This is a genomic window from Mesorhizobium sp. M0778 (assembly GCF_040320105.1).
Lineage (GTDB): Bacteria > Pseudomonadota > Alphaproteobacteria > Rhizobiales > Rhizobiaceae > Mesorhizobium.
Genome location: NZ_JAMYPA010000013.1, coordinates 78,418 through 102,959, shown reverse-complemented (window position 1 = coordinate 102,959; position 24,542 = coordinate 78,418). Strand labels below are relative to the sequence as shown.

The following is a 24,542-nucleotide window of genomic DNA, read 5'->3' as shown; positions in this document are numbered from 1 at the left end:
TTGAGCCGGCGTGCAACTTCGCAGCCTCTCCTACAGCGAAGCTTTGATTTGCCGTCGTTTGGCTTGCTGCCGGCAGCGCGGCAATTCCGTCACGGTAGAATTTTTTGCATAAATGGCGGCACCAGCAATCCTGTTCCATGCTTGCGCCAGAACGTGGAACTTTTGGGTCAAAACGCCGTTCCTTCGTAGATCGCTAATGGACAACCTCAAGGCAGCAGCTCAGGAGGAATGATCATGAACATCAAGATGCTTTGCATGGGCGCGATGGCGCTTTCAATGATGACCGGCGCAGCGCTTGCCGCCGGTGCCACTGGCACTTCGGCGCTCGACGATCCGCAGAAAATGTCGCCCTTCTTCACCGATGCCGGCATGAAGACCATGAAGCCGGCAGCCGAATTCAAGACCGCATGGATGGCCATGTCCAAAGAGGACCAGGCGATGATGATGAAGGAATGCGGCGACGAGGCCATTGCCAAGGAGCATGACGATTTCTGCAAGATGACCAAGCAACTCGGCGGCGCCAACTAGGCAGGTCGGTTCAGCACAATCGCAGTGGCGGGCAGATGCCCGCCATCTTCATTTTGGGACCTTCGGTTCAGTCGGGCGCAAACGTCAATCGCACTATTCGGCGTCAGCCGATCCTGACGACGAAGTGCTTGGTCACCGGCTCGATGATCTTCCACGTCCCCTTGAAATCGGCTTCCACCACGAAGGCATCGCCGGGGCCGACTTCGACAGGCGCGCCGCCGTCGGGCGTGATGACGATACGGCCGGCTATCATGTGCACGAACTCATAGTCGCTGTAGGTCGCGTGATAGGTGCCCGGGCTCGCCTGCCAGGTCCCCGACATGACCTTGCCGTCCTCGGTAATGTGCTGGACGGCGGTCTTCATGGTCGGCTCGCCTTCGACCACGACCCATCCCGCGAGATCGCCGGTCTCGGCGTTCTCGACGGCGCCGAATTTGAGGATGGTCTTGTCTGTCATGGTCGGCTCCGTCTTGAATTGTGCCGGGATGGCTGCCGGTCAATAGCTGATGCACCTGACCCCGGCAACGCGGCTTGACCCGGCCGCTTGACCTCCCCGCCAACCGTGGGATAGGCCGGGGACTGGCCCAACCACCTCCGCACCGGAGCCCCGCGAAAGACCTGCCATGACGGACACGATCGTAAGAGACAGCAATGGCACGGCGCTGCACGAGGGCGACTCCGTGACCCTGATCAAGGATCTCAAGGTCAAAGGCACCTCGGAGACGATCAAGCGCGGCATGCTGGTGAAGAACATTCGCCTCACCGGCAATCCCGGCGAGATCGAATGCAGCACCAGGCAGGTAAAGGGCCTGGTGCTGAAGACCGAGTTTTTGAAAAAGGCGTGATTGCCTCGGCACCCTTCGCTTCGCTTCAATATCAATCGCTCTCATGACTGAACCGCTCATGTGAGTGAATCGCCCACGCCAGGAGTTGGAGGAGCCGCGCCCTCCCCCTATGTTGCACTGCGTTAGATTTGTTGCATTGCAATATCAGCGCATCGGGTCGAGCCTCTGCGAGGTGGGTATTCCTTGCACGAGGTGACTGTGTCGGCATCATTTCGGCCTGACATCGAAGGGCTGCGCGCGCTGGCGGTGGCGGGTGTCATTGCCTTTCATTTTGGTCTCTCCGGTCTGCCCGGCGGCTTTGCCGGCGTCGACATCTTCTTCGTCATCTCCGGCTACCTGATTACAAAACACCTGGTTACGGAAATCACCGAAACCGGGCGGCTGAATCTCTGGCGCTTCTACGCCCGGCGCGCCCGGCGCCTGTTGCCGGCGGCACTGTTCGTCATCCTCGCCACGCTGTTCGCGGGTTATTTCATCCTGTCGCCGGAGGAACAGGCGCTCTATTCGAAAGGCGCCATGTTCGCCTCCGCCTACATGATCAACCTCTGGCTGATCCGCTGGTCGTTTGACTATTTCGCCGCCGACGCCACCAACAACCCTTTCATCCACTTCTGGTCGCTCTCGGTCGAGGAACAGTTCTACCTGGCATGGCCGGCGCTGCTTCTTGCCGCCGCATGGCTGCGCCCAGGCAAGCGCACCGCTATAATCGTCATCGGCGTCGCAGGCCTAGCCTCCTTCGCCGCCTGCGCCTGGCTGACCGAAGTGTCGCAGCCTTGGGCCTTTTACTTCTCGCCGCTCAGGGCCTGGGAATTCGCCGCCGGCGGCCTCGCCACCATGGCGCCAGCAAGGATCTGGCGCGACCGGCCGCTGCTGGCCACCCTCCAGGCATGCCTCGGGCTGGCGCTGATCGCGTGGGCCTATCTGATGCTGGACGAAGACTCGCCCTTTCCCGGGGTGAATGCGCTGGCGCCTGTCGCCGGCACCGTGCTGCTGCTGCTCAGCGGCAGCGGCCGCAACCTGCCAAGCGCCGTGCTGGCGCTGGCGCCCCTGCAATGGCTGGGCCGGCTTTCCTATTCGCTCTACCTCTGGCATTGGCCGGTCATCGTCTATGCGGCGATGATGGTTCCCAACCTGTCCACGCTTGACCGGCTTGCCTGCGCGGCGCTGACGCTGCTTCTGTCGATGTTCACCTATCATTTCATCGAGAACCCGATCCGCCGCAACGGCTGGCTGATGGCCGGAGCGGCGCGGGCGCTGGTGCCCGCCGTCGCGCTGACCGGCGCCGGCGTGGTCGCGGCCTATGGCAATGCGCGCTTTGCCGAGCACAATCTCAGCCCCGAACAGCACGTCATCGCCGACAGCGCCGCGCAGCTCTCCACCGTGCGCGCGAGCGACGGCGGCTGCGTGCTCGATTTCGAGACCGTCAAGCCGAAACCCTGCATGTTCGGCCGCAAGGACGCCCAGCGCTCGGTCGTGCTGTTCGGCGACTCGCATGCCGACCATTGGTCGACGCCGCTGATCAAGGCGGCCGAGAAGAACAACTTTCGCGTCGTCACCTTTCTCAAATCCTCCTGCCGGGCTTCGCGGGTGACGACCTGGAATTGGCGGCTGAAGCGCGACTACACCGAGTGCGACCAATGGCGCCAGCAGTCGGTCAAGGACATCATCGCGCTCAATCCGCAACTGGTGGTGATCTCGGAATTCTCGATCGGCAATGTGATCAAGGAATCGCCCGAGGAGTTAAAGCACGCCGATTGGCAAGAGCAGTGGCGGACGGGCCTGACCTGGACGCTTCAAGCATTCAGCCAGGCCGGCATCAAGGTCGCGGTCATCAGGGACGTGCCCTACAATGCAAGCTACGCCGACAAATGCGTGGCGCGGGCGCTGTGGCGGGGACAGACGCCCGCGACATGCGATACGCCGAGGATCATGGCGGCAAATGACGACATCGCCACGATCGAGCGCGACATCGTGCGCTCGACACCCAACGCCAGCTATATCGACATGACCGACCGCTTCTGCGACCAGACCACCTGCCACGTCTTCATCGACGGCAAACTCGCCTTCCGCGACCGCCACCATCTGGCAACGCCTTTTGCCGAGACGCTGGAGCCGGCGGTGGAGCGGGCGCTGTTTTCGGATGTGATGGCAGCGGCTGTGAAGTAACGGCGCCGGCAGCCTTTCCCTCCGAAATCCTTCAGGCGGGCTTTGGTGCCACGTTGACCGACACGGCAACCATGCGGGGTTAGCTAAGGATGAGACCCGCCAGGAAAACCGTAAGGATAAGCGACAGCGGAACTGCAAGAAGGCAGCACAGCTCGAAAGTATTGGCTCGCCAAGAAGTCATTGGTCGCTTTTCCATGTTGGCCTCCTCCCTCAACGGCCAGACCGGGATGGCGGTTCCGCTTAGATGGTGCTCATCCCCACCACTCATCATGCAATTGGCGCAACTCGTTCCGCTTCCTGGTTATCCATCGTGCACGCGCCAGATGTGTCGCCCACGCCCGGAAAGCCCTGTCCGGCTCCTGCTCCGGATCAATGTGCAGAACGATGCGGGCGACCTCACGCCAATCGGTCCCTTCAGCCGACGCGTCGAGCAGCCTGATGTAAGTAAGCATGCGATCTTCGTCATAACCGGTCGGCACTGAAGACGTCGGCGCTGCGTTCGCGATATGAGAGTTTGGCTGCTTTGGCATTGCGACCTACCAGCAATGGCGCACCGTAGCAGCCTATGAAGAAGCCGGCGCCCTTTGATCGGAGGATGCGGATCGAGATTCGCCTCGACGGTCGGCAAATGCGGGCCTCAGGCGGGAGTTCGCCGCCCAGGAGGGCCACGCCTCATCACATCGCGATTGGGTCGATGCATTCCATGTATTTTAGTGGAACCTAATTTAGTTGGCGCAATTATGCATGCGTGAAAAAGCGTGAAATCCAGACTGTCACTGAAAGCTGGCTATCGCGAGATCAGTTGGCCGATGATCCAGTGATTGCCGTCGATTTGACCGAACGAATATTACAGGCGGCCGAAAACGACAGGATCGTCTGCCTCGTCGTGGCAACGGAGCAGCTGGAAACCGACGGCATCGAGAAAGCGGAACCTCAGGAGACCAGGATTGCCGCAAGTTTCGTCCGGGACTTTGAGGTGATGCTGCTTGTTCTTTATGCGGCCTACGCCCTCGCTGTGCTGGGCGCGACGGCTTTCGTTTTGCTGGAACTGGGCCATGTTCTGTAGATCGGCAAGGTGACGGGACTGGCGCTGGCCAATTTGTCGCTGTTTGACGGGATACATAGGGCGCGGACCACAACCCGCTCGGGGCTTGCGTCGGCGGCCCCACCCTGGCGCACAGCCAGACGCGTTTTCGCCCCCGCCGGCGCTAATTTGGGGCTCTCGGTTCGTGGCATCTTGCAAATTTGTGGAACGAGCCTGCCCCTCGGGGGTTTTTCTATTAGAGGGACGTTAAAGAAGGAGGTAGCTATGAAGAAGCTCCTGCTTGCCTCGGTGATCGCCATCGCCTCGGCGGCTTCCGTGATCGGCCCGGCCAATGCCGGCGGTAGTGTCACGATCGGCATCGGCAACGGCTATGACGACGACTATTATTATCGCCATCATCGGTATTCCGATTACGACGATGAGTACGTCCCCCGTTACCGCTATGACGTCTATGACGAGGACTACAGGCCACGCTACCGGTATCACCGGCGCTGCCACACGGAAGTCGTCAAGCACTGGCGTCATCACCACCGGGTTATCGAAAGAATCCGTGTCTGCCGTCGTTGACGGATCGATCCGGCCGGCAGTGCCGGCCGGATCGGTGGAGCTCCTCACCGCGGCTTGCGCATCAGCATCATGCCGTAGTGCACGGCCAAAATGTCGAGCCCGATCTTGAGTAGTTTCACCACCACGTCGCGCGGCTCGCCGGCCTGTTCGGCCAGGCTCTTCACCGTTGCGTCGGCACAGCAGACCTTTTGCACGATGCCGGCGATCTCCCAATGGGCAAGCGCCCTCGTGGCCTCGGCATGGTCGCGGCCGGCGGACAGGATGTGATCGGCGACACCGCTGCCAGTGCGGCCGCCGTCGACGCGCTCGGCCCAGGCCATCGGCTTGGCGCTTGCCTCCGACGAGTTGCGGAAATCCTGGCGGTAGCGCATGCCTGCCTCGCGTTGCTGGCGCGACAACGAGGTGAGGCCGGTCAGCGGGTCGACATTGCGCACCCGCACGATGCCGCCGGTCGCGGTGTGGCCGTCAACCTCATAGAGGCGCGCCGCCTCCTGCGTTCCCTTGGCCAGCCGCTTGCGGCCGAACCGGTCGTCCTGCAGCGCGAAATCATGGCCGATCTCCTTGCGGATGCGCACCTGCTCGGCCTCGCCCTTCGGCAATCGCGGTAGCCTGGCTTTGGTCTTTTGGGCGGTTTTGTTGCTCATCGGCTCTGTCCTCCTGGTCTGTCGTCGGGCTCTGGCGAATTTCCGTATCCAGCGGGGCTCAAATAGCTTTGGCCGGCAGCGTGCGCAGGAAGCGCGCCGCGTGATAGGCGCAGTAGCTTTTCGAAGGCCTTGTGCGCAGCCCGCAGCACAGCATGTCCAAACCGGGGCGGCTGCCGGGGGCGTCGTTTCCCGCATCCTCCTGCGGCGTCGTGTCGAGCGGCGCGCGGCAGCGGTCGAACCGGCAATCGATGAAGCGCATGGCGACGAAGTGCGGCTGGCGGCCGCCGGCGGCGATCGGGCGCGGCGCCGGCATTTCGAGCGGCTCGCCATCGGACCCCGTGATCCGAACCGGACCCGGCTGCCAGGCCGGCGGCGCCAGCCTGGCCGACAGCCTTGCCGGGCGGCAGTGGTGCTCGGCCGGTACTGCCCCTGCCTGGCCGGCGGGGTTCGACGGCTCTGGCGCCGATTTTCCATGCCGGCCGCCCGACCGTCCGCTACACCAGCCCTTGGATCTGGCAAGGCCGATGGCGTGCAGACGGGCGGTGCGGTGGACGATGCCGATGATCGCCGCGCGCGAGGCCGGGCGGCCGCGCTGCGCACTCAGCCGGGCGGCGATCTTCGCGGCCGACAGCCCACTCATCAGCCAGTTCTCGATTTGTTCCAATTCGGAGGCGGAATAGCGGGCGGCCATGACGTTTTATTCCCTGCAAAGGTGGTTGTGTGGCGCCGGCTTCGCCGGCCTCAGGCTCGAAAGCCGGTCAGCCCTCGCGTGGCCTGCTATCGAGCTTCATCCCGGCCGCCTGCCTTGTTGCGCCGGAGACTGCCTTGCCCGCCCGCTTGTCGAAGGCGATGACCGTGCCGTCTTCGGTGCGGATGCAGGAAACTGCGGCATCCGCATTGCCGGCCGGCAGGCAATTCGTGGCCGGAGCCGTGAGGGGAACGGCTCCGGCCGTTCCGGCCGCTTGCGCTGCCGGATCCGAGGCGCGAGCCTCGGGCATCGTCCCGGCCGGGGAGGAGGACAGCCAGGACGAAGGCGAAAAGGTTGGCACATGACTGCCGCGGCCGCCTCCTTGGCGCTGAAGGGCGGATTCGAGGACCGAAAGCTGGCGGAGCGACTTGTGCATGGCCGCATAAGAGCATAACTCAATCCGTAATGCAAGTGATTCTTGCATAGACGAAACCGAATCTTGTGCCTCAGATGGAGCCATGGTGAAAACTGCACTGTCGATCAAGGTCGGGGCGGCGATCCGCCGGGCGCGCAAGCAGCGCGGCCTGGTGATGCGCCACATTGCCGAGCACAACGACACCGACGTCGCTGCCGTCGGCAATTGGGAAACCGGGCGCAACCTGCCCAAGACCGAGAACCTTTTGAAGACCGCCGCGTTCCTGCGCGTCGACCCGGTGGCGCTCGGCAAGGGCGAGGTCGTCTTCCTCGAAGATGCCGGGCCGGTTGCCGATGCCGAGATCGTCACCGATCCCGGCCCCCTGCCCGCCGGGCCGATGGACATCCAGCTTCTCGGCACCGCCGTCGGCGGCGACGATGGCGACTTCACCTTCAACGGCCAGCCGGCCGGCTATGTCCAGCGGCCGCCGGGGATCCGGCATCTGCGCAACGTGTTTGCGCTGCACGTGCTGAGCGATTCGATGGTGCCGCGCTACGAGCCCGGCGAGATGATCTATTGCGGCGGCCGCGAGGCCGTGCCCGGCGACCATGTGGTGATCGAGACGCTGCCCGAGGAGAACGAGCAAAACGGCAAGGCCTTCATCAAGAAGCTGGTCAAGCGCACCGCCGCCGAGCTGATCGTCGAGCAATACAATCCGCCCAAGACGCTGACCTTCAACCGCTACGCCATCAAGAACGTCTTCCGCGTCATCCCGCTCAAGGAACTGCTGGGGTATTGACGGGCGCTTGTTGCCTTCTCCCCTTGTGGGAGAAGGTGGATCGGCGCACAGCGCCGAGCCGGATGAGGGTGCTGGAAGGAACGCGGCGGAGGAAATGTAGACGCGATTTTAAGCACTTACGCCATCAAGGTAGCGATCCGTCCAACACCCCTCATCCGACCGATCTTCGCTCGGCCACCTTCTCCCACAAGGGGAGAAGGGAAGAGCAGCACGCCCTCCCCCTCAAGCCCGCCTCGATTGCTCCAGCTCTCGACCGTTGAGCAGGCGCGCCTCGGCGCGGGCCCGCTGCCGGTCGTCGATGAAGGCAGCCTGGATCGAAACGGCGGCGCCCGGCAGGCCGTCGGCCCGGCAGGCCTTGCAGATCAGGCGCCCGGAAAGTGCTGATAGCGGTGTCTCCGGCCTCACCCCATGCCGCTTGAGCTCGGCCGGCTTCCACCACCTGTTGCGGCCGCAATCGATGCACTCGACGGCAATCGAGACGACATCGGCGATCGTCGCTTCCTTGCCCGCTAATGCCATGGCCATCCCCATAGTTGTTCCTGCTTTGTTCACATTATCGGTTTTCGAGGCGGAGTCGAGTCGGTTCCGCTTACACCAACGTGAAAGTTTCACTTGTTCATTTATTTGAGTTATGCTTCTATGCCATGCAAGCTGGAATCGGCGCAGCCGCGGCCGCTCCGTCCACCGAATGCAAGGGAGTGACGATGGACCTCGCCCAGTTCGCCCAGGCCTGCGGTTATGCCGGCGACAGTCCGGCCATGCTTGCCGCCTTCGCGGCCATCCGCCAGGACGGCATCCGCACGGCGCGCCAGGGCCATCGCCAGCGCAAGGCGGCGATCGACCGGATGAAGCCGAGCCGCGCTTTGTTCCTGGCGGCGATCCGCCCGGCGCAGTCGGCCGAGGAGGCGATCGAGGACGCCGCCCGCTTCCTGTCGATGTTCCGCAACATGCCGCACTGGCGACAGGAAAGGCGCAGCGCCGACCTCGCCCGCGCCAGGCAGCAGCGCCTCTTCGCCCGCTTCTTCCGCCGCTACGGCTATCGCCTCTGGGCGTTGGAGGCCGCCTGAAGACGCGCGCCCCCTTGCAGTCAAAACGAATATTGCGATCGCCAACACTGCGCCGTATGTCTCCGCGCGATGAGCGAGATCGAATTCCGTCGTGCCCAGGCGCCCGACCTGCCGGCGATCGTTGCAATGCTTGCCGACGATGCGCTCGGCGCAGACCGGGAAGACCCGTCCACGCCGCTCGCGCCATCCTATCTCGATGCCTTCAGCGCGATCGATGCCGATCCCAACCAGTTGCTGGCCGTGGCCGTCGAGGCCGGGCAATTGGTCGGAACGCTGCAACTCAGCTTCCTTCCAGGCATTTCGAGGAAAGGCGCCTGGCGCGGCCAGATCGAAGGCGTTCGCGTCGCCCGGCAATGGCGCTCTCGCGGCGTCGGCAAGCTGATGATCGAATGGGCGATTGAAGCGTGCCGTTCGCGCGGCTGCAGCCTCATTCAGCTCACCACGGACAACAGTCGACGGGAAGCGCACACCTTCTACGAGCGCCTCGGTTTCACCGCCAGCCATCTCGGCTACAAGATGGCGCTGTAGGTCGCTGCAGCAGGCGCCGTCGGCGAAGCTGCCGATCTCCCCCCTTGCGGGGAGATGCCCGGCAGGGCAGAGGGGGGTGCTGTCCCTCCGACCTGTCAACCAATCGGAGCCAAACCCTCAGGCTGATTCGAGTTGGCAACAACTGAAGTCGAAGTTGGCGATCCGTCCCACCCCCCTCTGTCCTGCCGGACATCTCCCCCGCAAGGGGGGAGATTGGATGTTGCTTCGACTTTCGCCAACCACCAACGCTGGAACGCAGGCAGACAGAGGGCGCCAAACTGAAACAATTGCCCTTCACCTGCCCTCCGCGCCGCTTGACAATCCGCCCACAATGTTCTCTTTATGTTCTCATCAAAACTCTAGACAAGGCGGCGTTCGAACCGCCGCGGGCGAACGGGCCGGATGGAAGCCAACATCCTCCACGCGGATCTGGATGCCTTCTATGCCTCGGTCGAACAACTGCTCGACCCGGCCTTGCGCGGCAAGCCGATTGCCGTCGGCGGCGGGGTAGTGCTCGCCGCATCCTATGAAGCCAAGGCGTTCGGCGTGCGCGGCGGCATGCCGGGACGGCGGGCGCGGGAACTCTGCCCGCAACTCATTTTCGTCGGCGGCCATTTCAAGGACTATCAGCGGCTGGGCGATGCGGCAATCAAGGTGCTGGGCGATTTCACGCCGGTGGTCGAGCGAATTTCCATCGACGAGGCCTTTGCCGACGTCGCCGGCTGCACCCACCTGTTCGGCTCGCCGGCCGAGATCGCCGGCAAGATCCGCCACCGCGTGCGGGCCGAGCTCGGCCTGCCGATCTCGGTCGGCGTAGCCCGCACCAAGCATCTGGCCAAGATCGCCTCACAGGTCGCAAAACCCGATGGGCTGGTGGTGGTCGATCCGCGCCACGAGCTGGAGTTCCTGCACCACCTGCCGGTCGAGCTGATGTGGGGTGTCGGCCCGGTCACCAGGGAGCGGCTGGCCGGCATCGGCGTCAACACCATCGGCGAGCTGGCGAAGACCAACAATGGCGCGCTGGAGCGCCTGCTCGGGCCGGCGGCGGGAGAAAAACTCAACGCGCTGGCGTGGAACCGCGATCCGCGCAAGCTGGAGACGCAGCGCCGGGCGCGCTCGGCGGGCGCGCAATCGGCGCTCGGCAGGAAGCCGGCCGACGAGGAAGTCTTCGTGCCGGCTTTGCTGCATCTGGCCGATAGGGTCGCCACCAGATTGCGGGCGAAATCCCGCCCCGGCCGCACGGTGACGGTTCGTGTCCGCTTTGCCGACCTGCGCTCGGTGACGCGCTCGATCACGCTCGACCAGCCGATTTCGGCAACCGCCATGCTGGCCGAGATCGCCGAGGCGCTGGTGCGCAAGGTGCTCATCGACCATCCGCACGAAAAGACAATCTCGCTGCTGGCGATCGCTGTATCGCATCTGGAGCAGCATGCCGGCCTGCAACTGGAACTGCCGCTCGGGCTCGCCGACGACCGCCGCCGCCCGGGCACCAGCAGGGGCGCGGCGCGCTGGACCGCAGATCGCGCCGTCGACAAGATCCGCGACCGCTTCGGCTGGGAGGCGGTCGGCTACGCCTCGGTCGCGCTAGGCCTACAGCGGTCGGTTCCCGACGCGTTTCGCGAGCTCGCCGAAAAGGAGCTGTGAGCTGCGCGGCCGGGGCGAAAAAAGACTATCCGACAGGAGCCAGGGGCGATACTGCCGGCCCGTTCAAGGCCGTGCCATCGACGGCAAAATGCGAGCCGTGGCAGGGGCAGTCCCAGCAGCGTTCCAGCGAGTTCCAATGAACGTGGCAGCCGACATGGGTACATGCGGCCGAGCGTTTGTAGAGCGTGCCGTCCTCGTCGCGAAAAGCCGCGACTTTGGTAAGACCTTCGCGCACGATAGCGCCCTGCCCCGGCCGCAGCTTGTCGGCGGAATCGATTTCACCAGGCGCGACATACTCGGCAAAACTCCTGATCTCTGTCGCATTCTCCGCTAGATAATCGCCGATCGCCCGTACCGTCTTGCGGGAGGGTTCGTAAAGTTCCCGCCAGGGGCTTTGCCGCTTCAGGATCAGGTCCGAAATCAACAGGCCGGCCACGACCCCATGGGTGATGCCCTGGCCGGAATCGCCGGTAGCAACGAAGACTCGCCGATCACCGGGATTGCGGCCGATGAATCCGGCATAATCGACGGTCTCCATCACCTGCCCGGACCATCGATTGGCTTCCGCGCCGATATCGGGCACCAATTTTTTGATCCAGGCCGCCAGGGCCGTGAAGCGGTGGTCGGCGTCGTCGGCCTGCCCTGTCTTATGGTCTTCACCACCGACGATCAGAAAGTCGGTCTCGCCTTCGCCAGGCTGCAGACGAACGTAGTGATAGGGGTCCAGCGTGTCCCAATAGAGTGCATCCGGCAAAACGTCGCGCGCGATCTCGAACGACATCGCGTAGGTCCGATAGGGTGCTTGCTTGGTATGGAGCGCGACCCGATCGTTGATCGGCGAGTTGGTGGCGACAACGGCCGATTTGGCAGACACGGCAAAGCCCGAGACCGTGCTTACGCGCACGCCGTCGGTCTCCTCAACTTTGTCGACGATGGTCTCCGCATAAAGCGCGCCGCCGCGCGCGCGGATGCCGGCAGCCAGCCCGCGGAGATATTTGAGCGGGTGAAATGTCGCCTGATTGGCGTAGCGAAGGATCGGTGCATCCGAAAAGCCTGCAAGCGGCACGCCCACGGTTTTCTCGACGTCGACACCGATTTTCCGGGCGGCGTCCAGTTCGCGCTCGATGACGGATTCCTTCCTGCCCGACGCCGGAAACAGAAAACCGTCGAGGCGGCGGAAATCACACGCGATACCCTCCGCCTCCAGGATCGATTGGATACGGTCAATAGCGGCCGACTGGCTTTGATAGTAAATCCGCGCCAGTTCCTCGCCGCGCAATTTGATCAGTTCCGAAAAATAGTCATCGCAGATCGATGACAGGTGCGCGGTGGTGCGGGCCGTCATGCCGCTTCCGATCCGGCCGCGATCGAGCACCGCCACCTTTTGCCCGGCGATGGCCAGTTCGTAGGCGACCGACAGTCCGACAATGCCAGATCCGACGACCACGACATCGACCTGTTCACTCCGCTCGAGCGGAACCGCATCAGGCGCTACTTCGGTTCTCGCCCAAACGGATACAGTCCTTTCGTCGCCGACATTCATGGCGGAGCCCTTCATACTCGACATTCGGATAAACGGACGTCAGGATTCAAAGTTCCTCGACGCCTGAATGCCTGCGTAAGCTTGACGTCACCGCCGGTCCGCCCCGACGCGTTGTGAGCCGGCCTGGCTGGGGCGGTGCACTTGGCGCCAGGAGCGATCGTTTCCTGCAAATGCGACATTCGAGGCGGCCCTGGTCGTCAGACCAAAAGCGTTGCGCTGCCCCAGGCGATCAGGGCGATGCCGGCCGCCCGGCCAACCCACTGGCCGACAGGAAACACCTTTTCAACCAGCACCAGAATAGCGAGCCCGGCAACCCACACCAGATTCATTATGCCACCCACGAACAATAACGCCATCAGCATCCAGCAGCATCCGACACAGAACGCCCCGTGCAGCGCGCCCAAACGCAGCGCGCCAAGTGTGTGGGGACGCCAGTGGCGGGAAAGGAACGCCGTCGGCTTCCTGCAATGCGACAGGCAGGCGTTCTTGAGCGGCGAGAGCTGATACAGGCCCGCGGCGATCAGGACGATGCCTGAAAGCCAGCGGCTCTGCGAACTCATCGTCGCCGCGGTAACGAATGCCTCGCGTTCGAGCAGCCAATGCAACGCAGCTGCCGCGACGGAGAACCCCAGCCAGACCAGGAGATAGCCTGCCATGAATACGCCGGTGGGCGCGAGCTTGTCCTGGATCTGCCCTTGTGCGAGCGCATGGCGATGCACGCGCGCATAGAGCAGGACAGTCGGCGCCGCGCTCGGAGACATCATGGCGATCATCATGACCCACCACATGGCGATCATCAGCGCCCAGTTCGCCGCCCCCCAGACCCGCGGTTCCGTCGCCGTGGCCATTGCGCTCATGTCCATGCCGGGCATGTCCATGCCAGACATATCGGAGGTCATGTCGGCGGTTTGCTGGTGGGGGAATAGCGCGACCCTCGTCATCTCCCACGCATTCATGCCGAGCCCTGCACCGGCGACGATATAAAGCCAGCCCAGCAGGCACAGCGCCGCCACGCCCGCAATCGTGATGACGCGGTCGCGTCTGAGCAGCCGTTCCAGTGGCGACCCACCGTCCATGCGGCGCGTCAGGCCCGCACCACCCCGTGATTGTTGAGATGCAGCCGGGCGAACTGGCCGTAACTGTCCTTCATATTCACCTGAACCGGCCCGCTGGTTGTGCTTGAAGCGCTGCCGATCTCGGCGACCGCATATTCGAAGCCGTTCGGCAACACGATCTGAGCGCGCGAGTCCGCGCCCGTCACCTTGTTGCGAATTGGTTCGCCGACCGTTTCGATGTAGTCCTTGACGAAGATGCGGCCCCTGCGGCCGTCGATATCGAGGTCGAGATCGATCTTGGTGAAAACCGGCTCATTCATTTTTGTCACGGTTGAGGCGTAGACGGCGAACATCGTCGCGAACGGGTCGGTGTCCTGGCCGGTCATGATGCGCAGCAGCGCTTGACGCTGCCGGTCGGTTGCATTCTCGTCGACGAAAGCGATGGCTTCGCCATTGCCTTCGTGGATCGCGCCAGGCCATTTGAAGATCGCGGCGATCCGCAGGCCGTCGAGAGCGGTTTCGCCATGATGACCTTCGTCAATCTGGATGCCCGCCACCGCATGGCAATGGCCTTTGTCGGGCAGCGCATTGAATTGACAGTTGCAGCCATATTCGCAGGTGCAATTGACGAGTTCCCGTCCCTTGATTTCCCAAGACGTCATGCTGTCCTCCCTGATGCGAAGTATTAGACCATCATCATACACCTGCGCCGGCCGTGCCGCCATCCTGTGGCGCCAAGAGTGATCGCGACAAGAGGCGGCAGGCCAATGCGGTTTCTTGTCGAATTTGGGTGAACATACCCCCCGGAGATGGCGGGGCGATATCGGAACGGCAGACGTGGGTCGAAACAAGCGTTTCCGAGCGCAACCCGCCAAGGTCCGGAAATGACCCCAGAAGGGGCGTTCGGCAGCGATCCGAGCAGCAAGGATTTGGCAGGACCGGAAATCGGCATGGAATGCCGCAATCATCATCATGTCCCGTCCAAGTTGTGGACACTTCCTTCTCAAAGGCGCACTCTTGGCATGCGAAACGCGAGCCAGAGTTTCGTCCAACGCTTCACATGCCTGACTTGCGTCGGTGATTGTCTGACCTATCCGGATACTTCCGGATGGGCAGACCTCACATTGTGTCGCCTATCCGTGATCAGGCTACGGCCTAAGGCACGTTGCAGCCCGTTCCGGATCAACTGGGAGGTAAACAACATGCCTGATTTTCAGCGCAGAGAACTTCTTGTTCAAGGAAGCGCGGCTCTTGCCGCAATTGCTGCTCTCTATACCTCGCGTCGGGCTTACGCTTTTCCAACACGGCCGAGCGAGGAAGTTATTCCGTGGCTGGATCAGCCGACCAAAAATCCCGATCCGGTGGGTATCCAGAAGCAGCTTGTCTGGGAGGATTTGGATAGCTGGATAACGCCAAACGACAAGTTCTTCAGCATCTCGCATTTCAACCGACCAACGATCGACGAGAAGACATGGTCGATGGAGATCGGAGGCTTGGTCAAGAAGCCCTTGGAGTTAACGCTCGCCGACATCAGGGCGCGACCGCGGCAGGAGGTCGTTTTCACAGTGGAATGCTCGGGCAACCACGGATTTCCCTTTTTCACCGGCGGCATCGGCAATGCCCGTTGGGCAGGGACGCCGCTCGCCCCGATCCTCGAGGAAGCCGGTGTTCTGGAGAAGGGCATCGAGGTCGTCTTTTTCGGTACCGACACAGGCGAGGTCCCGATACGCGACGTCAAGATGCAGCAGAACTTCGCTCGTAGCATGTCGCTCGCCGACGCGATGAACCCCGACAATCTCCTCTGCTATGAAATGAATGGAGCCGCCTTGCCGGCGGCCAACGGCTTCCCGGTACGGCTCATTGCTCCAGGCTGGTACGGGATCGCCAACGTCAAGTGGCTAAAGCGCATCGAGGTTCGCGATACGCGGTTCATGAGCCTTCTGATGGCCCGTGACTATGTCACCATCCGGGAAGAGGACCACAACGGCGAGACCGTATGGGCCGAGACTTCAGTTGGGCGAGCGCTGATAAAGTCCGCGCCTGCGAAGGTTACCCGGAAAGACTCGGATTACCGCATCGTTGGGGCAGCCTGGGGGGCGCCGACCGACCGGGTCGAAGTGCAAATCGATCAGGGGCCTTGGGCACCAGCGACCATTGACCACAGTGAGGAGGCAGAACACGCCTGGAAAATTTGGTCCCTGGATTGGGCAAATCCCTCTTCTGGAGAACACACGGTGACCTCGCGCGCGGTCAGCACCACGGGACAAATTCAACCGGCGATGGACGATCCCTTGATTGCCAAGAAACACACATACTGGGAAAGCAATGGCCAGGTGACGCGCCGCGTGCGTATCGGCTAGCGAATTTTGCAGCCAAATAGATGCGGCAAAACAGATGGTTAGAGCGGGTTACCGGTTCCAGAGAACCGGAACCAGTCTAAGAACTTGCTGCCGTGTGACAATTTGCGTTTGGGTCACCCAGGAGGAGGCTGCCTGATCCGAAAGCTGGCACCGCTCTATATCGAGCATGACGGGTGTAGGCCGTAGATCCTCTTCGCGACGATACCGGTCCCCGAAATCGGGGGCGGAGCCCTTCAGCTTAGTGATCGAGGCGATGGCAGACTTGTCCGGTGGCGCAACCTTGGCCATGTCGCCTTCGCGCGCCATTTCCGCACCATTTCCAGCCTTCTGCTCACCTCTCCACGGCCCTGATCTCCGCGTCGACCAGGCACCAGGGCGCATAGCGGAAGTCGCGGATCTGGATGACCTCCTCGCCCGCCCATTCAACCAGCACGAAGCCGCGCACGGCGCCGTCGGCCGCTTGCGGGTCGCGGATGAGGATCGCCGGCCTGCCGTCGACGAAGCCGAGCGACAATGTCCAGTCGCTGATACGATCGTAATTGCCGAAATAGGTCGACGCCTGGGCCTTGCCGCGCAGGCGGACGCGGTTGACGACATCGAGCCGGACGTCCTCTGCGATCAGTGCCCTGACCGCGTCGAAGTCGCGCGCGTTGAACAGGTCGACATAGCGCCGCAGCCGGCGCTCGTCATCGGCGTCGAGCCTCGGCGCGAGCGCCTGCTCGGGCTGCAGCGCCAGCAGCTTGAGCTGCGCCCGCCCGCGATGCAGCGCGGCCTTGGTGGCGGCGAGCGTCGCGCCGGTCACCTCGCAGGTCTCATGCAGGCTGAGGCCGAGCACGTCGACCAGGATCACGGCGCTGCGCTGCGGCACCGAAAGCTGCATGAAGGAGCGCAGGCCCGTCTGGGCGGCGAGCCGGCTGTCGGCGCTGCCGGAGGGATCCTCGATGACGCTCATGTCGGCCTCGGTCATGCGCGACCTTTCCCGATTGCGCCGCCGCAGATGATCCTGCGCGGCATTGTGGGCGATGCGAAACAGCCATTGCTCCGGCCGTTCGACCATCGCACCGCCGTCGATCGCCTGCAGCGCGTTGATCAGCACCTCCTGAACGATGTCCTCGCCGTCGATCACCGAGCCGGCCATGCGCGCGCAGTAGCGATGCAGCCTTGGCCGCAACCCGACGAGCATCGCCTCCAAAGTCGCCCTGTTCATTTTCGGCGTAGCATCCCGTTTCTGCGCGAGCGGCATGGCAGGCGCTATCCCGCCTTCTGATCCGCCAGCATACGGTAATTGCCGATGACTTTGACAGGCGATCGCATTGCCGGGGTCGAACGGCGTTCGGCGTGGTTTTCCGCAAATGCCTTGAAGGCGGCAAGCTCGGTCAGCGCCGACGAAACGCCGTTCTGGCCGACGATGTGGACGAACGAGCCGTCGTCCAGCTCGAGCACGAGATAGCGCACCGTCGGCGGTGCCGCCTCGCCCAGCGCTTCGAACACTTTTTCGACCAGCGCGCGGTTATCTTCCAGGTCGGCTTGGTTCACACCGTATCGAATGAGCGCGTAGTCCATTGTCGTCTCCTGACTAGTTGGTATGAACGAAGGACGACCGGCTGCGCTGAAAAGATTCTCCTTGTGGAAGAATCTTTTCGGTTGCCCGCAACGTCTTTCCCGCGTGGGCGGCTGCGCGGCAGCCATCAAGCAGGAGCGACGATCATGCATATCCAGTTTGCCGAGCTTCCGGTATTCGACCAGGACCGCGCCAAGGCGTTCTACACCAGGCATCTCGCCTGTCAGGTCCTGGCCGACCAGAAGATGGGCGATGGCGGCTGGCGCTGGATCGAGCTGGCATTTCCGCATGCCGTGACGAACCTGCATTTCATCAGGCGCGCCGACGACGCCCCCGGCGCGGAGCCCGTATTGGTGCTGGTCGACGAAAATGTCGGAGCAATGAGCGCGGCGTTGAAGGCGGGCGGCGTCGAAATCATCACCGAACCGCATGATGCGCCGTGGCAGCCGGGGCGCACGGTGGCGGAGTTTCGCGACAGCGAAGGCAACCGCATGGTCCTCGCCAGCCGATAAGCCACCGGAGCCCTCTGTCCGGCGGGCGTCCTACCTAAGTCCTACCCTCCGGCCGGACCATCGGCCGTGCTTCCTTCGTATTATTATTTCGTGACCTCTGCGCGCCGGAACCTTCCCTTGCATCGGGCGTTCGGGCGCTGTATTCGCGATGCCTCATATTTAGGCAGGCGGAGGAAATGCGAACAAGGGCGGGTGGCAAAACAAACATGGGCCGGGGAGGAGCATCTTACCATGTCGAACCGTAAAATCGGAATGTCCCACAGTTTGGGGCTGCGCGTTGCTGACCTCAAATCCAGAATGCAAACTGCCCAGATTACCGAGCACGAGATCAAGACGTTTCAAAAGGTTGCCGCCATCATGGGCGGCGCCGAAGGCTCATTGCGCCTCGACTCGGACGATCTGATCGCCGCGTCTTTCCTCGTCGATCCCTTGGAAGATCTCCCGCTCTCCAGTTGAGGCGCTGAACGCGGGTCGAAATCCTATCGGGTTTGAACCTGCGATTGCCGCCAGCGGAGCATCCGCCAGCCGAGGCCGCATGCGAGGATGACGTTGGCCAGCGCCAGACCAGAAAGCGCGGCCAACGTCCCATGCGGGCCGAAGCGCTCCAGCAGCAATGCGCCGGCCGAGGGTGCCGCCGCCTGGGCGATCAGGCTCGGCATGGCGAGGCGGCCCATCAGCTTCGCGTAGCCGTTCGAGCCGAACAGCGCGAGCGGCAACGTCCCCCGCGCGATGGATTCCAGGCCGATGCCCGCGCCATAGAAGCCGAGCGCCAGCGGGATGATTGGCATGCCGGCCCAGAGCGCCGAAACGCCGATCGCCACAAACGTAACCGAGGCGAACTTGGTCAGGATCGGATGGTGGTAGCGCGCGATGGTCATCTCGATCGCGCGCGCCGCCACCTGGGACGGGCCGACCAGCGCGCCGAGCCCGACGGCCGCGGCCAGCGCCATGCCGCTGCCTTGCAGGATGGTGAGCAGATGCACCGACACCGTCGAGGAGATCACCGCCGCAAGCGTAAGGGTGGCGGCCAACACGATCATGATCGACGGATCGGGATTGCCTTCGCCGGCCGGCGTCGCCTGGTTCAATCCTGGCCCGACCGGCAATCCTGGCCCGACTGCCGGCTGCGGCGCCTCACGAGGCAGGATCACGAGATAGAGCGGAAGCGCAATCACCAGCTGAAAGACAGCGTAGGCCAGGCAGGTGCCGCGCCAGCCGACCTCCCCAAGAAGCCAGGCCGAAATCGGCCAGCAGATCGTACTGGCAAAACCGCCGAACAGCGTCAGCGTGGTAATGGCGGAGCGCGCGCCGTGGCCGTAGTGGCGCCCAAGCGTCGCGAAAGCGGCATCGTAGAGCCCAGCCCCCATGCCCAGTCCGATGACCAGCCAGGCTGCGATATAGGCCGCAAGATTAGGGGCGAGAGCCAGCCCGATCTGGCCGAGCCCGATGCATCCGGCGCTGAACGCCAGGACGTTGCGGCCGCCATGCCGCTCGATCGACGACCCGACGCGCGGCGAGATCAATCCTGCCGTGAGCAAGCCGAGAGACAGGCCGCCGACAACCCATGCCAGCGGCCAGCCGGTATCGGAGGAGACCGCCGGCGCAATGACCGCTGGAAGATAGTAGGAAGATCCCCACGCCATGATCTGCGTCAGGCCAAGCGCGGTGATGATTGCGCCGCGGCTGCGCAGGATGGTGGGCGAAGGCGCCAGAAGGCTCATGCCGCGACGCCGCAGCCACAGCCGCTTTTGCCGATCGCCTTTGCTTCGGCATCGGCGACACAGCAGGCATCCACCGCTACCGGCGCCGGACCGCCGCAGCAGCCCGTGTCGGCAATGCCGATCCGCGGCACGGTGCAGACGCCGGTCTCCGGCAACACGAGCTGGACATTGTCGGCGGCCACCATGTCGCCGGCGATCGCCGCGGCGACGGAGCGGACCTGCTCATACCCGGTCAGCAGCAGGAAGGTCGGCGCACGGCCATAGCTCTTGATGCCGACCGTATAGAACCCATGCTCGGGATGGCTGAGCTCGCGGTGACCGTGCGGCGGCACGTCGCCGCAGGAATGTTCGTTGGGATCGATCAGCGGTCCCAGTGCCCTGACACTTTCCAGCCACGGATCGAGCTCGAGCCGAAGCTCGCGCGTCAGCGACAGATCGGGGCGCTGTCCGGTCGCGGCGATGATGCGGTCGACCGGGCCAATCCGCTGCAAGCCGTCCTTGGTCTGGCCTTCGACGACCAGCCGGCCGTCGGCATCGCGGATCGAAACGGCTGCAAAGCCCGTCACCAGTCTGACGCCGCCGCTCTCGGCGAGTTCGCGCACTTCGGCGCCGAGTTCGCCGCGTGCCGGCAATTGGTCGGCATCGCCGCCGCCATAGATGCGCACCAGGTCGGTGCCGCGCGTTGTCCAGATGAAGGCCGTGCCGGGCTCCATATCCGCCAGCCTGGCGAGATCTAGCAAGGCATTAGCGGCTGAATGGCCGGAGCCGGCGACCAGCGTCGTCTTGCCGGCATAAAGGCGGCGGTCGCGGCCGAGGATGTCGGGGATGCCGTAGGCGATGCGATCGGCAAATTGCGCTTCGCCTACGGCATGAATTCCGCCGGCGCCGAGCGGGTTCGGCATCTGCCAGGTTCCCGAAGCATCGATGACGGCGCGGGCGCTGTCGCGCCGCGTGCCACTGGCGGTTTCGATCACCAGCATGAACGGCCGGTTTTCGCGTTCCTTGCTCAGCACCTTGTCGGCGCCCCAGCGCGAGATGCCGACGACCCGGGCACCGGTTTCGATCGACGGCGACAATTGCGGAAGCTTTGCAAGCGGCTCGAGGTAGTCCGCGACGAGGTCGTTCGCGGTCGGGAATGCCTCAGGCTCCGGCATCCGCCAGCCACGCGCCTCGAGCAGGCTTCTAGACGCCTGATCGACGCAATAGCGCCAAGGCGTGAACACCCGGACATGGCCCCAATCCCTGAGGTTGGATGCAACCCTATTGCCGGCTTCGTAGACTTTGACAGGAATACCTTGCGCGATGAGGTGGACCGCTGCCGCCAGGCCGACCGGCCCGGCGCCGATCACCGCGACGGGAAGCCTTTCGATCATCTCCATATCTTCCGTCCTTCCGGTAGTTTCGAATTATAATGCCAAAAAATTACGCCGCCGTCTTGGCCGTCGCTTCCACCGAAGCCGGCGCACAGGTGGCGTCGGCGCAGCATTCGTCCGCGAGGTATCCGATGAGCCCGTTCATGGCGGGATAGTTGGCCCGGCAGATCAGCGTCGTCGCCTGCCGCTCCTGTGTCACCAGGCCGGTGTCGACCAGCCGCTTGAGGTGATGCGACAGCGTCGAGGCCGCGATGCCGAGCCTGTCCTGGATGCGCCCGACCGGCAGCCCTTCATCGCCCGCCCGCACCAGGGTGCGGTAGAGCTGCAACCGCGTCGGGCTGCCGAGGGCTTCCAGTTGCGAGGCTGCTTTTTCGAGTATCATGGAAACACCTTAGCTCCGAGAGCCCACGACGTCAACGCTTATTTCGAACATTCTCGAATAACCGGACAATCGCCGTCTCGTTTGCGCCAACCGCCCGCCTCAAATCGACCGCTGATTTACCCGTCTGGCAAGCTCTTCCGCGCTTTCGACGCGTTCGGAATATCGGTTGGTGAGATAGGCCGACCGGTCGCGCAGAAGAAGCGTGAATTTCATCAGCTCCTCCATCACGTCGACGATGCGGTTGTAGTAGGGCGAGGGCTTCATGCGCCCGGCCGCATCGAATTCGTTGAATGCCTTTGCCACCGACGATTGGTTGGGGATCGTAAACATGCGCATCCAGCGGCCCAGGATACGCAGTTGGTTGATGGCATTGAAGCTTTGTGAGCCGCCGGAAACCTGCATGACGGCAAGCGTCCGGCCCTGGGTGGGACGCACCGAGCCCAACGACAATGGCAGCCAGTCGATCTGCGATTTCATGATACCGGTCATTGAACCGTGACGTTCGGGCGAACACCAGACCTGACCTTCGGACCAGAGCGAGAGCTCACGCAGCTCTCTCACCTTGGGGTGATCGGCGGGCGCCGAATCCGGCAGCGGCAGACCGGCAGGGTTGAAGATACGGACTTCAGCGCCAAGCCAGGTCAAGATACGTGCCGCTTCCTCAGTGGCCATGCGGGAATAGGAACGCTCCCGCAAGGAGCCGTAGAGCATCAAGATCCGAGGCTTGTGGGCCGAGGCGGCCACATCGAACAGCGCAGATGCATCGATTGCCGGGAGTTGCTCCATATCTATGTTTGGCAGGGACCCTGCGTGATCGACTGGTTTCATGGCTTCAAAGCTTTCTTATTTCGAGTTTCATCGAAATAGATAGGCGTGATACGTCGTGGCGTCAAAGCAAATTTCGAGAAATGTCGAAATACTCTAGGCGACGCGCTTGCCGCTGGCGTCGACGACGACCTCGCCTTCCTCCTTGGTGAAGGGGCCGATATCCGGATTGAGCAGGATATCGAGCACCGCTTCGGAGGGTCGGGCGAGCATGGTGCCGAGCGGCGTCACCACGATCGGCCGGTTGATCAGGATCGGATGCGCCAGCATGAAATCGAGGATCTCGTCGTCGCTCCACTTCGGGTCGCCCAGGCCAAGCTCGGCATAAGGCGTGCCCTTTTCGCGCAGCAATTGGCGCGGCGTCATGCCCATCGCTGCGATCAGTTCGACGAGCTTTTCGCGCGACGGCGGGGTTTTCAGATATTCGATCACCTCCGGCTCCTCGCCGGACTGCCTGATCATGGCCAGCGTGTTGCGCGAGGTGCCGCAATCGGGGTTGTGGTAGATGGTGACGGTCATTGCGCAGCTTTCATCTGTCCGACTGGTTTCGGTTGGGCGAGCAGCCACCCTGCCAATGCCATGGCGAGCAACGCGCCCAAAAGCTCGGCGGCGATGAAGCCCGGCAGATCGGTGGGACGGATCCCGGCAAAAGTGTTGGAGAACGCGCGGGCGATGGCGACGGCCGGGTTGGCAAAGGATGTCGACGCGGTGAACCAATAGGCGGCGGTGATATAGAGCCCAACCAGCCAAGGGATAGAATCCGGGCGCGAACGCAGGCCGGCAAGAATGGTGAAGACCAGCCCGAAGGCGGCGACCAGCTCCGCAATCCATTGGCCGCCTCCGGTCCGCACCGTCGCCGACACTTCCAGGATCGGCAATTCGAACATTGCATGCGCCAGGAACGTTCCAGCGATGCCGCCGGCAATCTGGGCGGCGACGTAGGCCAGCGCTGCGTTCGTTTCGATTTCACGCCGAAGCGCGAACACCAGCGTCACCGCCGGGTTGAAGTGCGCTCCGGAGATCGGCCCGAATATGGTGATGAGCACGACCAGGATCGCCCCGGTCGGCAAGGTGTTGCCGAGCAGCGAGACGGCGACATCGTTGCTCAGCCTGTCAGCCATGATGCCGGAACCGACCACGGTGGCGACCAGCAGAGCCGTGCCGAGGGCCTCGGCAACAAGGCACCGGGAAAGCTGAACCACCTCAGCCGGCCTTCGGCAGATTGCGGCCGATCTCGTCGAGGCGCTTCTGCAGCGCAAGTCTGTCGACCGCATTGATCGGCAGGCTGACAAAGATCGAAATTCGGTTGTTGAGCATGCGGTAGGCTTCGGCGAAGGCGAGATGCTTTTCCGCCTCGGTGCCTTCGACGGCTGCAGGATCAGGTACGCCCCAATGCGCCGTCATCGGTTGCCCGGGCCAGACCGGACAGGATTCGTTGGCGGCATTGTCGCAGACCGTGAAGACGAAATTCATCTCTGGGGCACCTGGCTCCGCAAACTCTTGCCAGTCTTTCGAACGGGCGAACGACGTGTCGTAGTTGAGGCTTTTCAAAAGCTGAAGGGCATAGGGATGAACCTCTCCCTTCGGATGCGATCCAGCCGAATAGGCCTTGAACTTGCCTGCGCCGACGCGGTTCAGGATCGCCTCGGCGAGAATCGACCTTGCCGAATTGCCGGTGCAGAGAAAAAGAACATTGTATGGCTCGCTCATCGCGCACCTCCCTTCTAGCAGTTGCAGGTCACAGCCTGGATCACAGGCTGGCAAAGTTCCGGCGCGCCATTGCAGCAGTCCTCCATCAGGTAGGCCAGCAGATCGCGAAAGCCGGTCATATCGGCGAAATAGCGCACGCTGCGGCCCTCCCGTTCGGTCCGCACCAGGCCGGCATGCGACAGGATCTTGAGATGGGCCGACATCGTATTCGGGAACGCGGCGAGCCGCGAAGCGATCTCGCCCGCCGGCACGCCGTCGGCTCCAGCCCGCACCAAAAGGCGAAAAACGTCCAGCCGGGTTTCCTGGCCGAGCGCGGCAAGCGCCGAAAGGGCGAGTGTCTTGTCCATAATTCCAGGATTCCAGAAATGGCGAAGAGAGTCAACGCGCCTCTGCCAGCGACCCAAGGCAATCTCTCAGTTTTGAATTCGCCCTTTAATCGTTTGCGTTGCCCCTCACCTGCCTGCCGGCATCCTCTCCCCGTATAGTGACGGGGAGAGGGGCCTCGTCATCGGTGATTTCGCCAAACATCAGCGGTGCAGAAACGACGCCAACGCTGCGGCCAGC

At 63.1% G+C, this 24,542-nt stretch carries 31 protein-coding genes; 12 read left to right on the top strand and 19 right to left on the bottom strand.

Annotation, left to right across the window (positions count from 1 at the left end; all coding sequences use genetic code 11):
* The first annotated feature begins 234 nt into the window (after nt 1–234).
* Nucleotides 235–528, top strand: coding sequence for a hypothetical protein (locus tag NKI22_RS19290; RefSeq protein WP_352481646.1), 294 nt, complete (start codon nt 235–237; stop codon nt 526–528).
* Between the two features lie 103 nt (nt 529–631).
* Here the strand turns inward: NKI22_RS19290 and NKI22_RS19285 are convergent, their stop codons facing one another.
* On the bottom strand, nt 632–985 hold the full coding sequence (locus NKI22_RS19285; RefSeq protein ID WP_023722949.1) for a cupin domain-containing protein: 354 nt from the start codon (nt 983–985) through the stop codon (nt 632–634).
* A gap of 166 nt (nt 986–1,151) precedes the next feature.
* On the opposite strand from NKI22_RS19285, the gene NKI22_RS19280 reads away from it, so the two are divergent.
* On the top strand, nt 1,152–1,373 hold the full coding sequence (locus NKI22_RS19280) for an alkylphosphonate utilization protein (protein ID WP_023722948.1): 222 nt from the start codon (nt 1,152–1,154) through the stop codon (nt 1,371–1,373).
* Between the two features lie 198 nt (nt 1,374–1,571).
* Nucleotides 1,572–3,539: an acyltransferase family protein gene (locus NKI22_RS19275; protein WP_031195376.1), complete on the top strand. Its 1,968-nt coding sequence runs from the start codon at nt 1,572–1,574 to the stop codon at nt 3,537–3,539.
* A gap of 251 nt (nt 3,540–3,790) precedes the next feature.
* Here NKI22_RS19275 and NKI22_RS19270 read toward each other — a convergent pair whose 3' ends face one another.
* Nucleotides 3,791–3,991: a hypothetical protein gene (locus NKI22_RS19270; protein ID WP_023722946.1), complete on the bottom strand. Its 201-nt coding sequence runs from the start codon at nt 3,989–3,991 to the stop codon at nt 3,791–3,793.
* A gap of 296 nt (nt 3,992–4,287) precedes the next feature.
* On the opposite strand from NKI22_RS19270, the gene NKI22_RS19265 reads away from it, so the two are divergent.
* Complete coding sequence (locus tag NKI22_RS19265; protein WP_031195373.1) at nt 4,288–4,605, top strand: hypothetical protein; 318 nt, start codon at nt 4,288–4,290, stop codon at nt 4,603–4,605.
* Nucleotides 4,606–4,848: 243 nt separating this feature from the next.
* Nucleotides 4,849–5,151, top strand: a complete 303-nt coding sequence (locus NKI22_RS19260; protein WP_352457316.1) for a hypothetical protein — start codon at nt 4,849–4,851, stop codon at nt 5,149–5,151.
* A 44-nt stretch (nt 5,152–5,195) separates the two neighbouring features.
* On the opposite strand, the gene NKI22_RS19255 is transcribed toward NKI22_RS19260, so the two are convergent.
* From NKI22_RS19255 to NKI22_RS19245, 3 genes are all read right to left on the bottom strand, one after another.
* Nucleotides 5,196–5,795 carry a DUF6456 domain-containing protein gene (locus NKI22_RS19255; RefSeq protein WP_352937681.1) on the bottom strand — a complete coding sequence of 200 codons (600 nt, stop codon included), beginning with the start codon at nt 5,793–5,795 and terminating at the stop codon, nt 5,196–5,198.
* A gap of 58 nt (nt 5,796–5,853) precedes the next feature.
* Nucleotides 5,854–6,486, bottom strand: a complete 633-nt coding sequence (locus NKI22_RS19250; RefSeq protein WP_352958693.1) for a GcrA cell cycle regulator — start codon at nt 6,484–6,486, stop codon at nt 5,854–5,856.
* 67 nt (nt 6,487–6,553) lie between these two features.
* On the bottom strand, nt 6,554–6,793 hold the full coding sequence (locus NKI22_RS19245) for a hypothetical protein (RefSeq protein ID WP_245278786.1): 240 nt from the start codon (nt 6,791–6,793) through the stop codon (nt 6,554–6,556).
* Nucleotides 6,794–7,001: 208 nt separating this feature from the next.
* Here NKI22_RS19245 and NKI22_RS19240 point away from each other — a divergent pair, with 208 nt between their 5' ends.
* Nucleotides 7,002–7,697 (top strand): XRE family transcriptional regulator, encoded by a 696-nt coding sequence (locus NKI22_RS19240; protein WP_023722940.1) that lies wholly within the window; start codon nt 7,002–7,004, stop codon nt 7,695–7,697.
* Nucleotides 7,698–7,919: 222 nt separating this feature from the next.
* Here NKI22_RS19240 and NKI22_RS19235 read toward each other — a convergent pair whose 3' ends face one another.
* The gene (locus tag NKI22_RS19235; RefSeq protein ID WP_031195369.1) at nt 7,920–8,216 is read right to left on the bottom strand and encodes a hypothetical protein; all 297 of its coding nucleotides are present in this window, start codon (nt 8,214–8,216) and stop codon (nt 7,920–7,922) included.
* Between the two features lie 185 nt (nt 8,217–8,401).
* Here NKI22_RS19235 and NKI22_RS19230 point away from each other — a divergent pair, with 185 nt between their 5' ends.
* The 3 genes from NKI22_RS19230 to dinB all read left to right on the top strand — a co-directional run bounded on the left by NKI22_RS19230 (nt 8,402) and on the right by dinB (nt 10,936).
* Nucleotides 8,402–8,764: a hypothetical protein gene (locus NKI22_RS19230; protein ID WP_031195368.1), complete on the top strand. Its 363-nt coding sequence runs from the start codon at nt 8,402–8,404 to the stop codon at nt 8,762–8,764.
* A 69-nt stretch (nt 8,765–8,833) separates the two neighbouring features.
* The gene (locus NKI22_RS19225) at nt 8,834–9,292 is read left to right on the top strand and encodes a GNAT family N-acetyltransferase (protein WP_023722937.1); all 459 of its coding nucleotides are present in this window, start codon (nt 8,834–8,836) and stop codon (nt 9,290–9,292) included.
* 402 nt (nt 9,293–9,694) lie between these two features.
* Nucleotides 9,695–10,936 carry a DNA polymerase IV gene (gene dinB / locus NKI22_RS19220; protein ID WP_023722936.1) on the top strand — a complete coding sequence of 414 codons (1,242 nt, stop codon included), beginning with the start codon at nt 9,695–9,697 and terminating at the stop codon, nt 10,934–10,936.
* 25 nt (nt 10,937–10,961) lie between these two features.
* On the opposite strand, the gene NKI22_RS19215 is transcribed toward dinB, so the two are convergent.
* The 3 genes from NKI22_RS19215 to NKI22_RS19205 form a co-directional block, all read right to left on the bottom strand.
* Complete coding sequence (locus tag NKI22_RS19215) at nt 10,962–12,479, bottom strand: FAD-dependent oxidoreductase (protein WP_352937705.1); 1,518 nt, start codon at nt 12,477–12,479, stop codon at nt 10,962–10,964.
* Between the two features lie 197 nt (nt 12,480–12,676).
* Nucleotides 12,677–13,555: a DUF2182 domain-containing protein gene (locus NKI22_RS19210; RefSeq protein ID WP_352640952.1), complete on the bottom strand. Its 879-nt coding sequence runs from the start codon at nt 13,553–13,555 to the stop codon at nt 12,677–12,679.
* An 8-nt stretch (nt 13,556–13,563) separates the two neighbouring features.
* Complete coding sequence (locus NKI22_RS19205) at nt 13,564–14,196, bottom strand: DUF1326 domain-containing protein (RefSeq protein ID WP_029351172.1); 633 nt, start codon at nt 14,194–14,196, stop codon at nt 13,564–13,566.
* A 540-nt stretch (nt 14,197–14,736) separates the two neighbouring features.
* Between NKI22_RS19205 and NKI22_RS19200 the strand changes: the two genes are divergently transcribed.
* Nucleotides 14,737–15,894, top strand: a complete 1,158-nt coding sequence (locus NKI22_RS19200; protein WP_352640954.1) for a sulfite oxidase — start codon at nt 14,737–14,739, stop codon at nt 15,892–15,894.
* 331 nt (nt 15,895–16,225) lie between these two features.
* Here NKI22_RS19200 and NKI22_RS19195 read toward each other — a convergent pair whose 3' ends face one another.
* On the bottom strand, nt 16,226–17,101 hold the full coding sequence (locus NKI22_RS19195; RefSeq protein WP_352640956.1) for a sigma-70 family RNA polymerase sigma factor: 876 nt from the start codon (nt 17,099–17,101) through the stop codon (nt 16,226–16,228).
* A 44-nt stretch (nt 17,102–17,145) separates the two neighbouring features.
* Nucleotides 17,146–17,457, bottom strand: a complete 312-nt coding sequence (locus NKI22_RS19190; RefSeq protein WP_352640957.1) for a hypothetical protein — start codon at nt 17,455–17,457, stop codon at nt 17,146–17,148.
* Between the two features lie 144 nt (nt 17,458–17,601).
* On the opposite strand from NKI22_RS19190, the gene NKI22_RS19185 reads away from it, so the two are divergent.
* Both NKI22_RS19185 and NKI22_RS19180 read left to right on the top strand, forming a co-directional pair.
* Complete coding sequence (locus NKI22_RS19185) at nt 17,602–17,967, top strand: VOC family protein (protein WP_352481659.1); 366 nt, start codon at nt 17,602–17,604, stop codon at nt 17,965–17,967.
* 231 nt (nt 17,968–18,198) lie between these two features.
* A complete protein-coding gene (locus NKI22_RS19180; RefSeq protein ID WP_352640959.1) occupies nt 18,199–18,423 on the top strand; it encodes a hypothetical protein in 225 nt (74 codons plus the stop codon).
* Nucleotides 18,424–18,446: 23 nt separating this feature from the next.
* On the opposite strand, the gene NKI22_RS19175 is transcribed toward NKI22_RS19180, so the two are convergent.
* The 8 genes from NKI22_RS19175 to NKI22_RS19140 form a co-directional block, all read right to left on the bottom strand.
* Nucleotides 18,447–19,688: an MFS transporter gene (locus tag NKI22_RS19175; RefSeq protein ID WP_352640961.1), complete on the bottom strand. Its 1,242-nt coding sequence runs from the start codon at nt 19,686–19,688 to the stop codon at nt 18,447–18,449.
* On the bottom strand, nt 19,685–21,061 hold the full coding sequence (locus NKI22_RS19170; RefSeq protein WP_352641027.1) for an FAD-dependent oxidoreductase: 1,377 nt from the start codon (nt 21,059–21,061) through the stop codon (nt 19,685–19,687). Before NKI22_RS19170 ends, NKI22_RS19175 begins: the two co-directional genes overlap by 4 nt.
* A 49-nt stretch (nt 21,062–21,110) precedes the next feature.
* Entirely contained in the window at nt 21,111–21,443 is a 333-nt protein-coding gene (locus NKI22_RS19165; protein WP_023722924.1) for an ArsR/SmtB family transcription factor, read from the bottom strand.
* A gap of 99 nt (nt 21,444–21,542) precedes the next feature.
* Entirely contained in the window at nt 21,543–22,271 is a 729-nt protein-coding gene (arsH, locus tag NKI22_RS19160) for an arsenical resistance protein ArsH (protein WP_502896916.1), read from the bottom strand.
* Between the two features lie 93 nt (nt 22,272–22,364).
* A complete protein-coding gene (arsC, locus tag NKI22_RS19155) occupies nt 22,365–22,787 on the bottom strand; it encodes an arsenate reductase (glutaredoxin) (protein ID WP_352640963.1) in 423 nt (140 codons plus the stop codon).
* Entirely contained in the window at nt 22,784–23,470 is a 687-nt protein-coding gene (locus NKI22_RS19150) for an aquaporin (protein ID WP_352640965.1), read from the bottom strand. The genes arsC and NKI22_RS19150 overlap by 4 nt, the downstream gene beginning before the upstream one ends.
* A 1-nt stretch (nt 23,471) precedes the next feature.
* Nucleotides 23,472–23,978: an arsenate reductase ArsC gene (locus NKI22_RS19145; RefSeq protein ID WP_352494408.1), complete on the bottom strand. Its 507-nt coding sequence runs from the start codon at nt 23,976–23,978 to the stop codon at nt 23,472–23,474.
* A 14-nt stretch (nt 23,979–23,992) separates the two neighbouring features.
* Nucleotides 23,993–24,325: an ArsR/SmtB family transcription factor gene (locus tag NKI22_RS19140; protein WP_352640967.1), complete on the bottom strand. Its 333-nt coding sequence runs from the start codon at nt 24,323–24,325 to the stop codon at nt 23,993–23,995.
* Nucleotides 24,326–24,542: the final 217 nt, after the last annotated feature.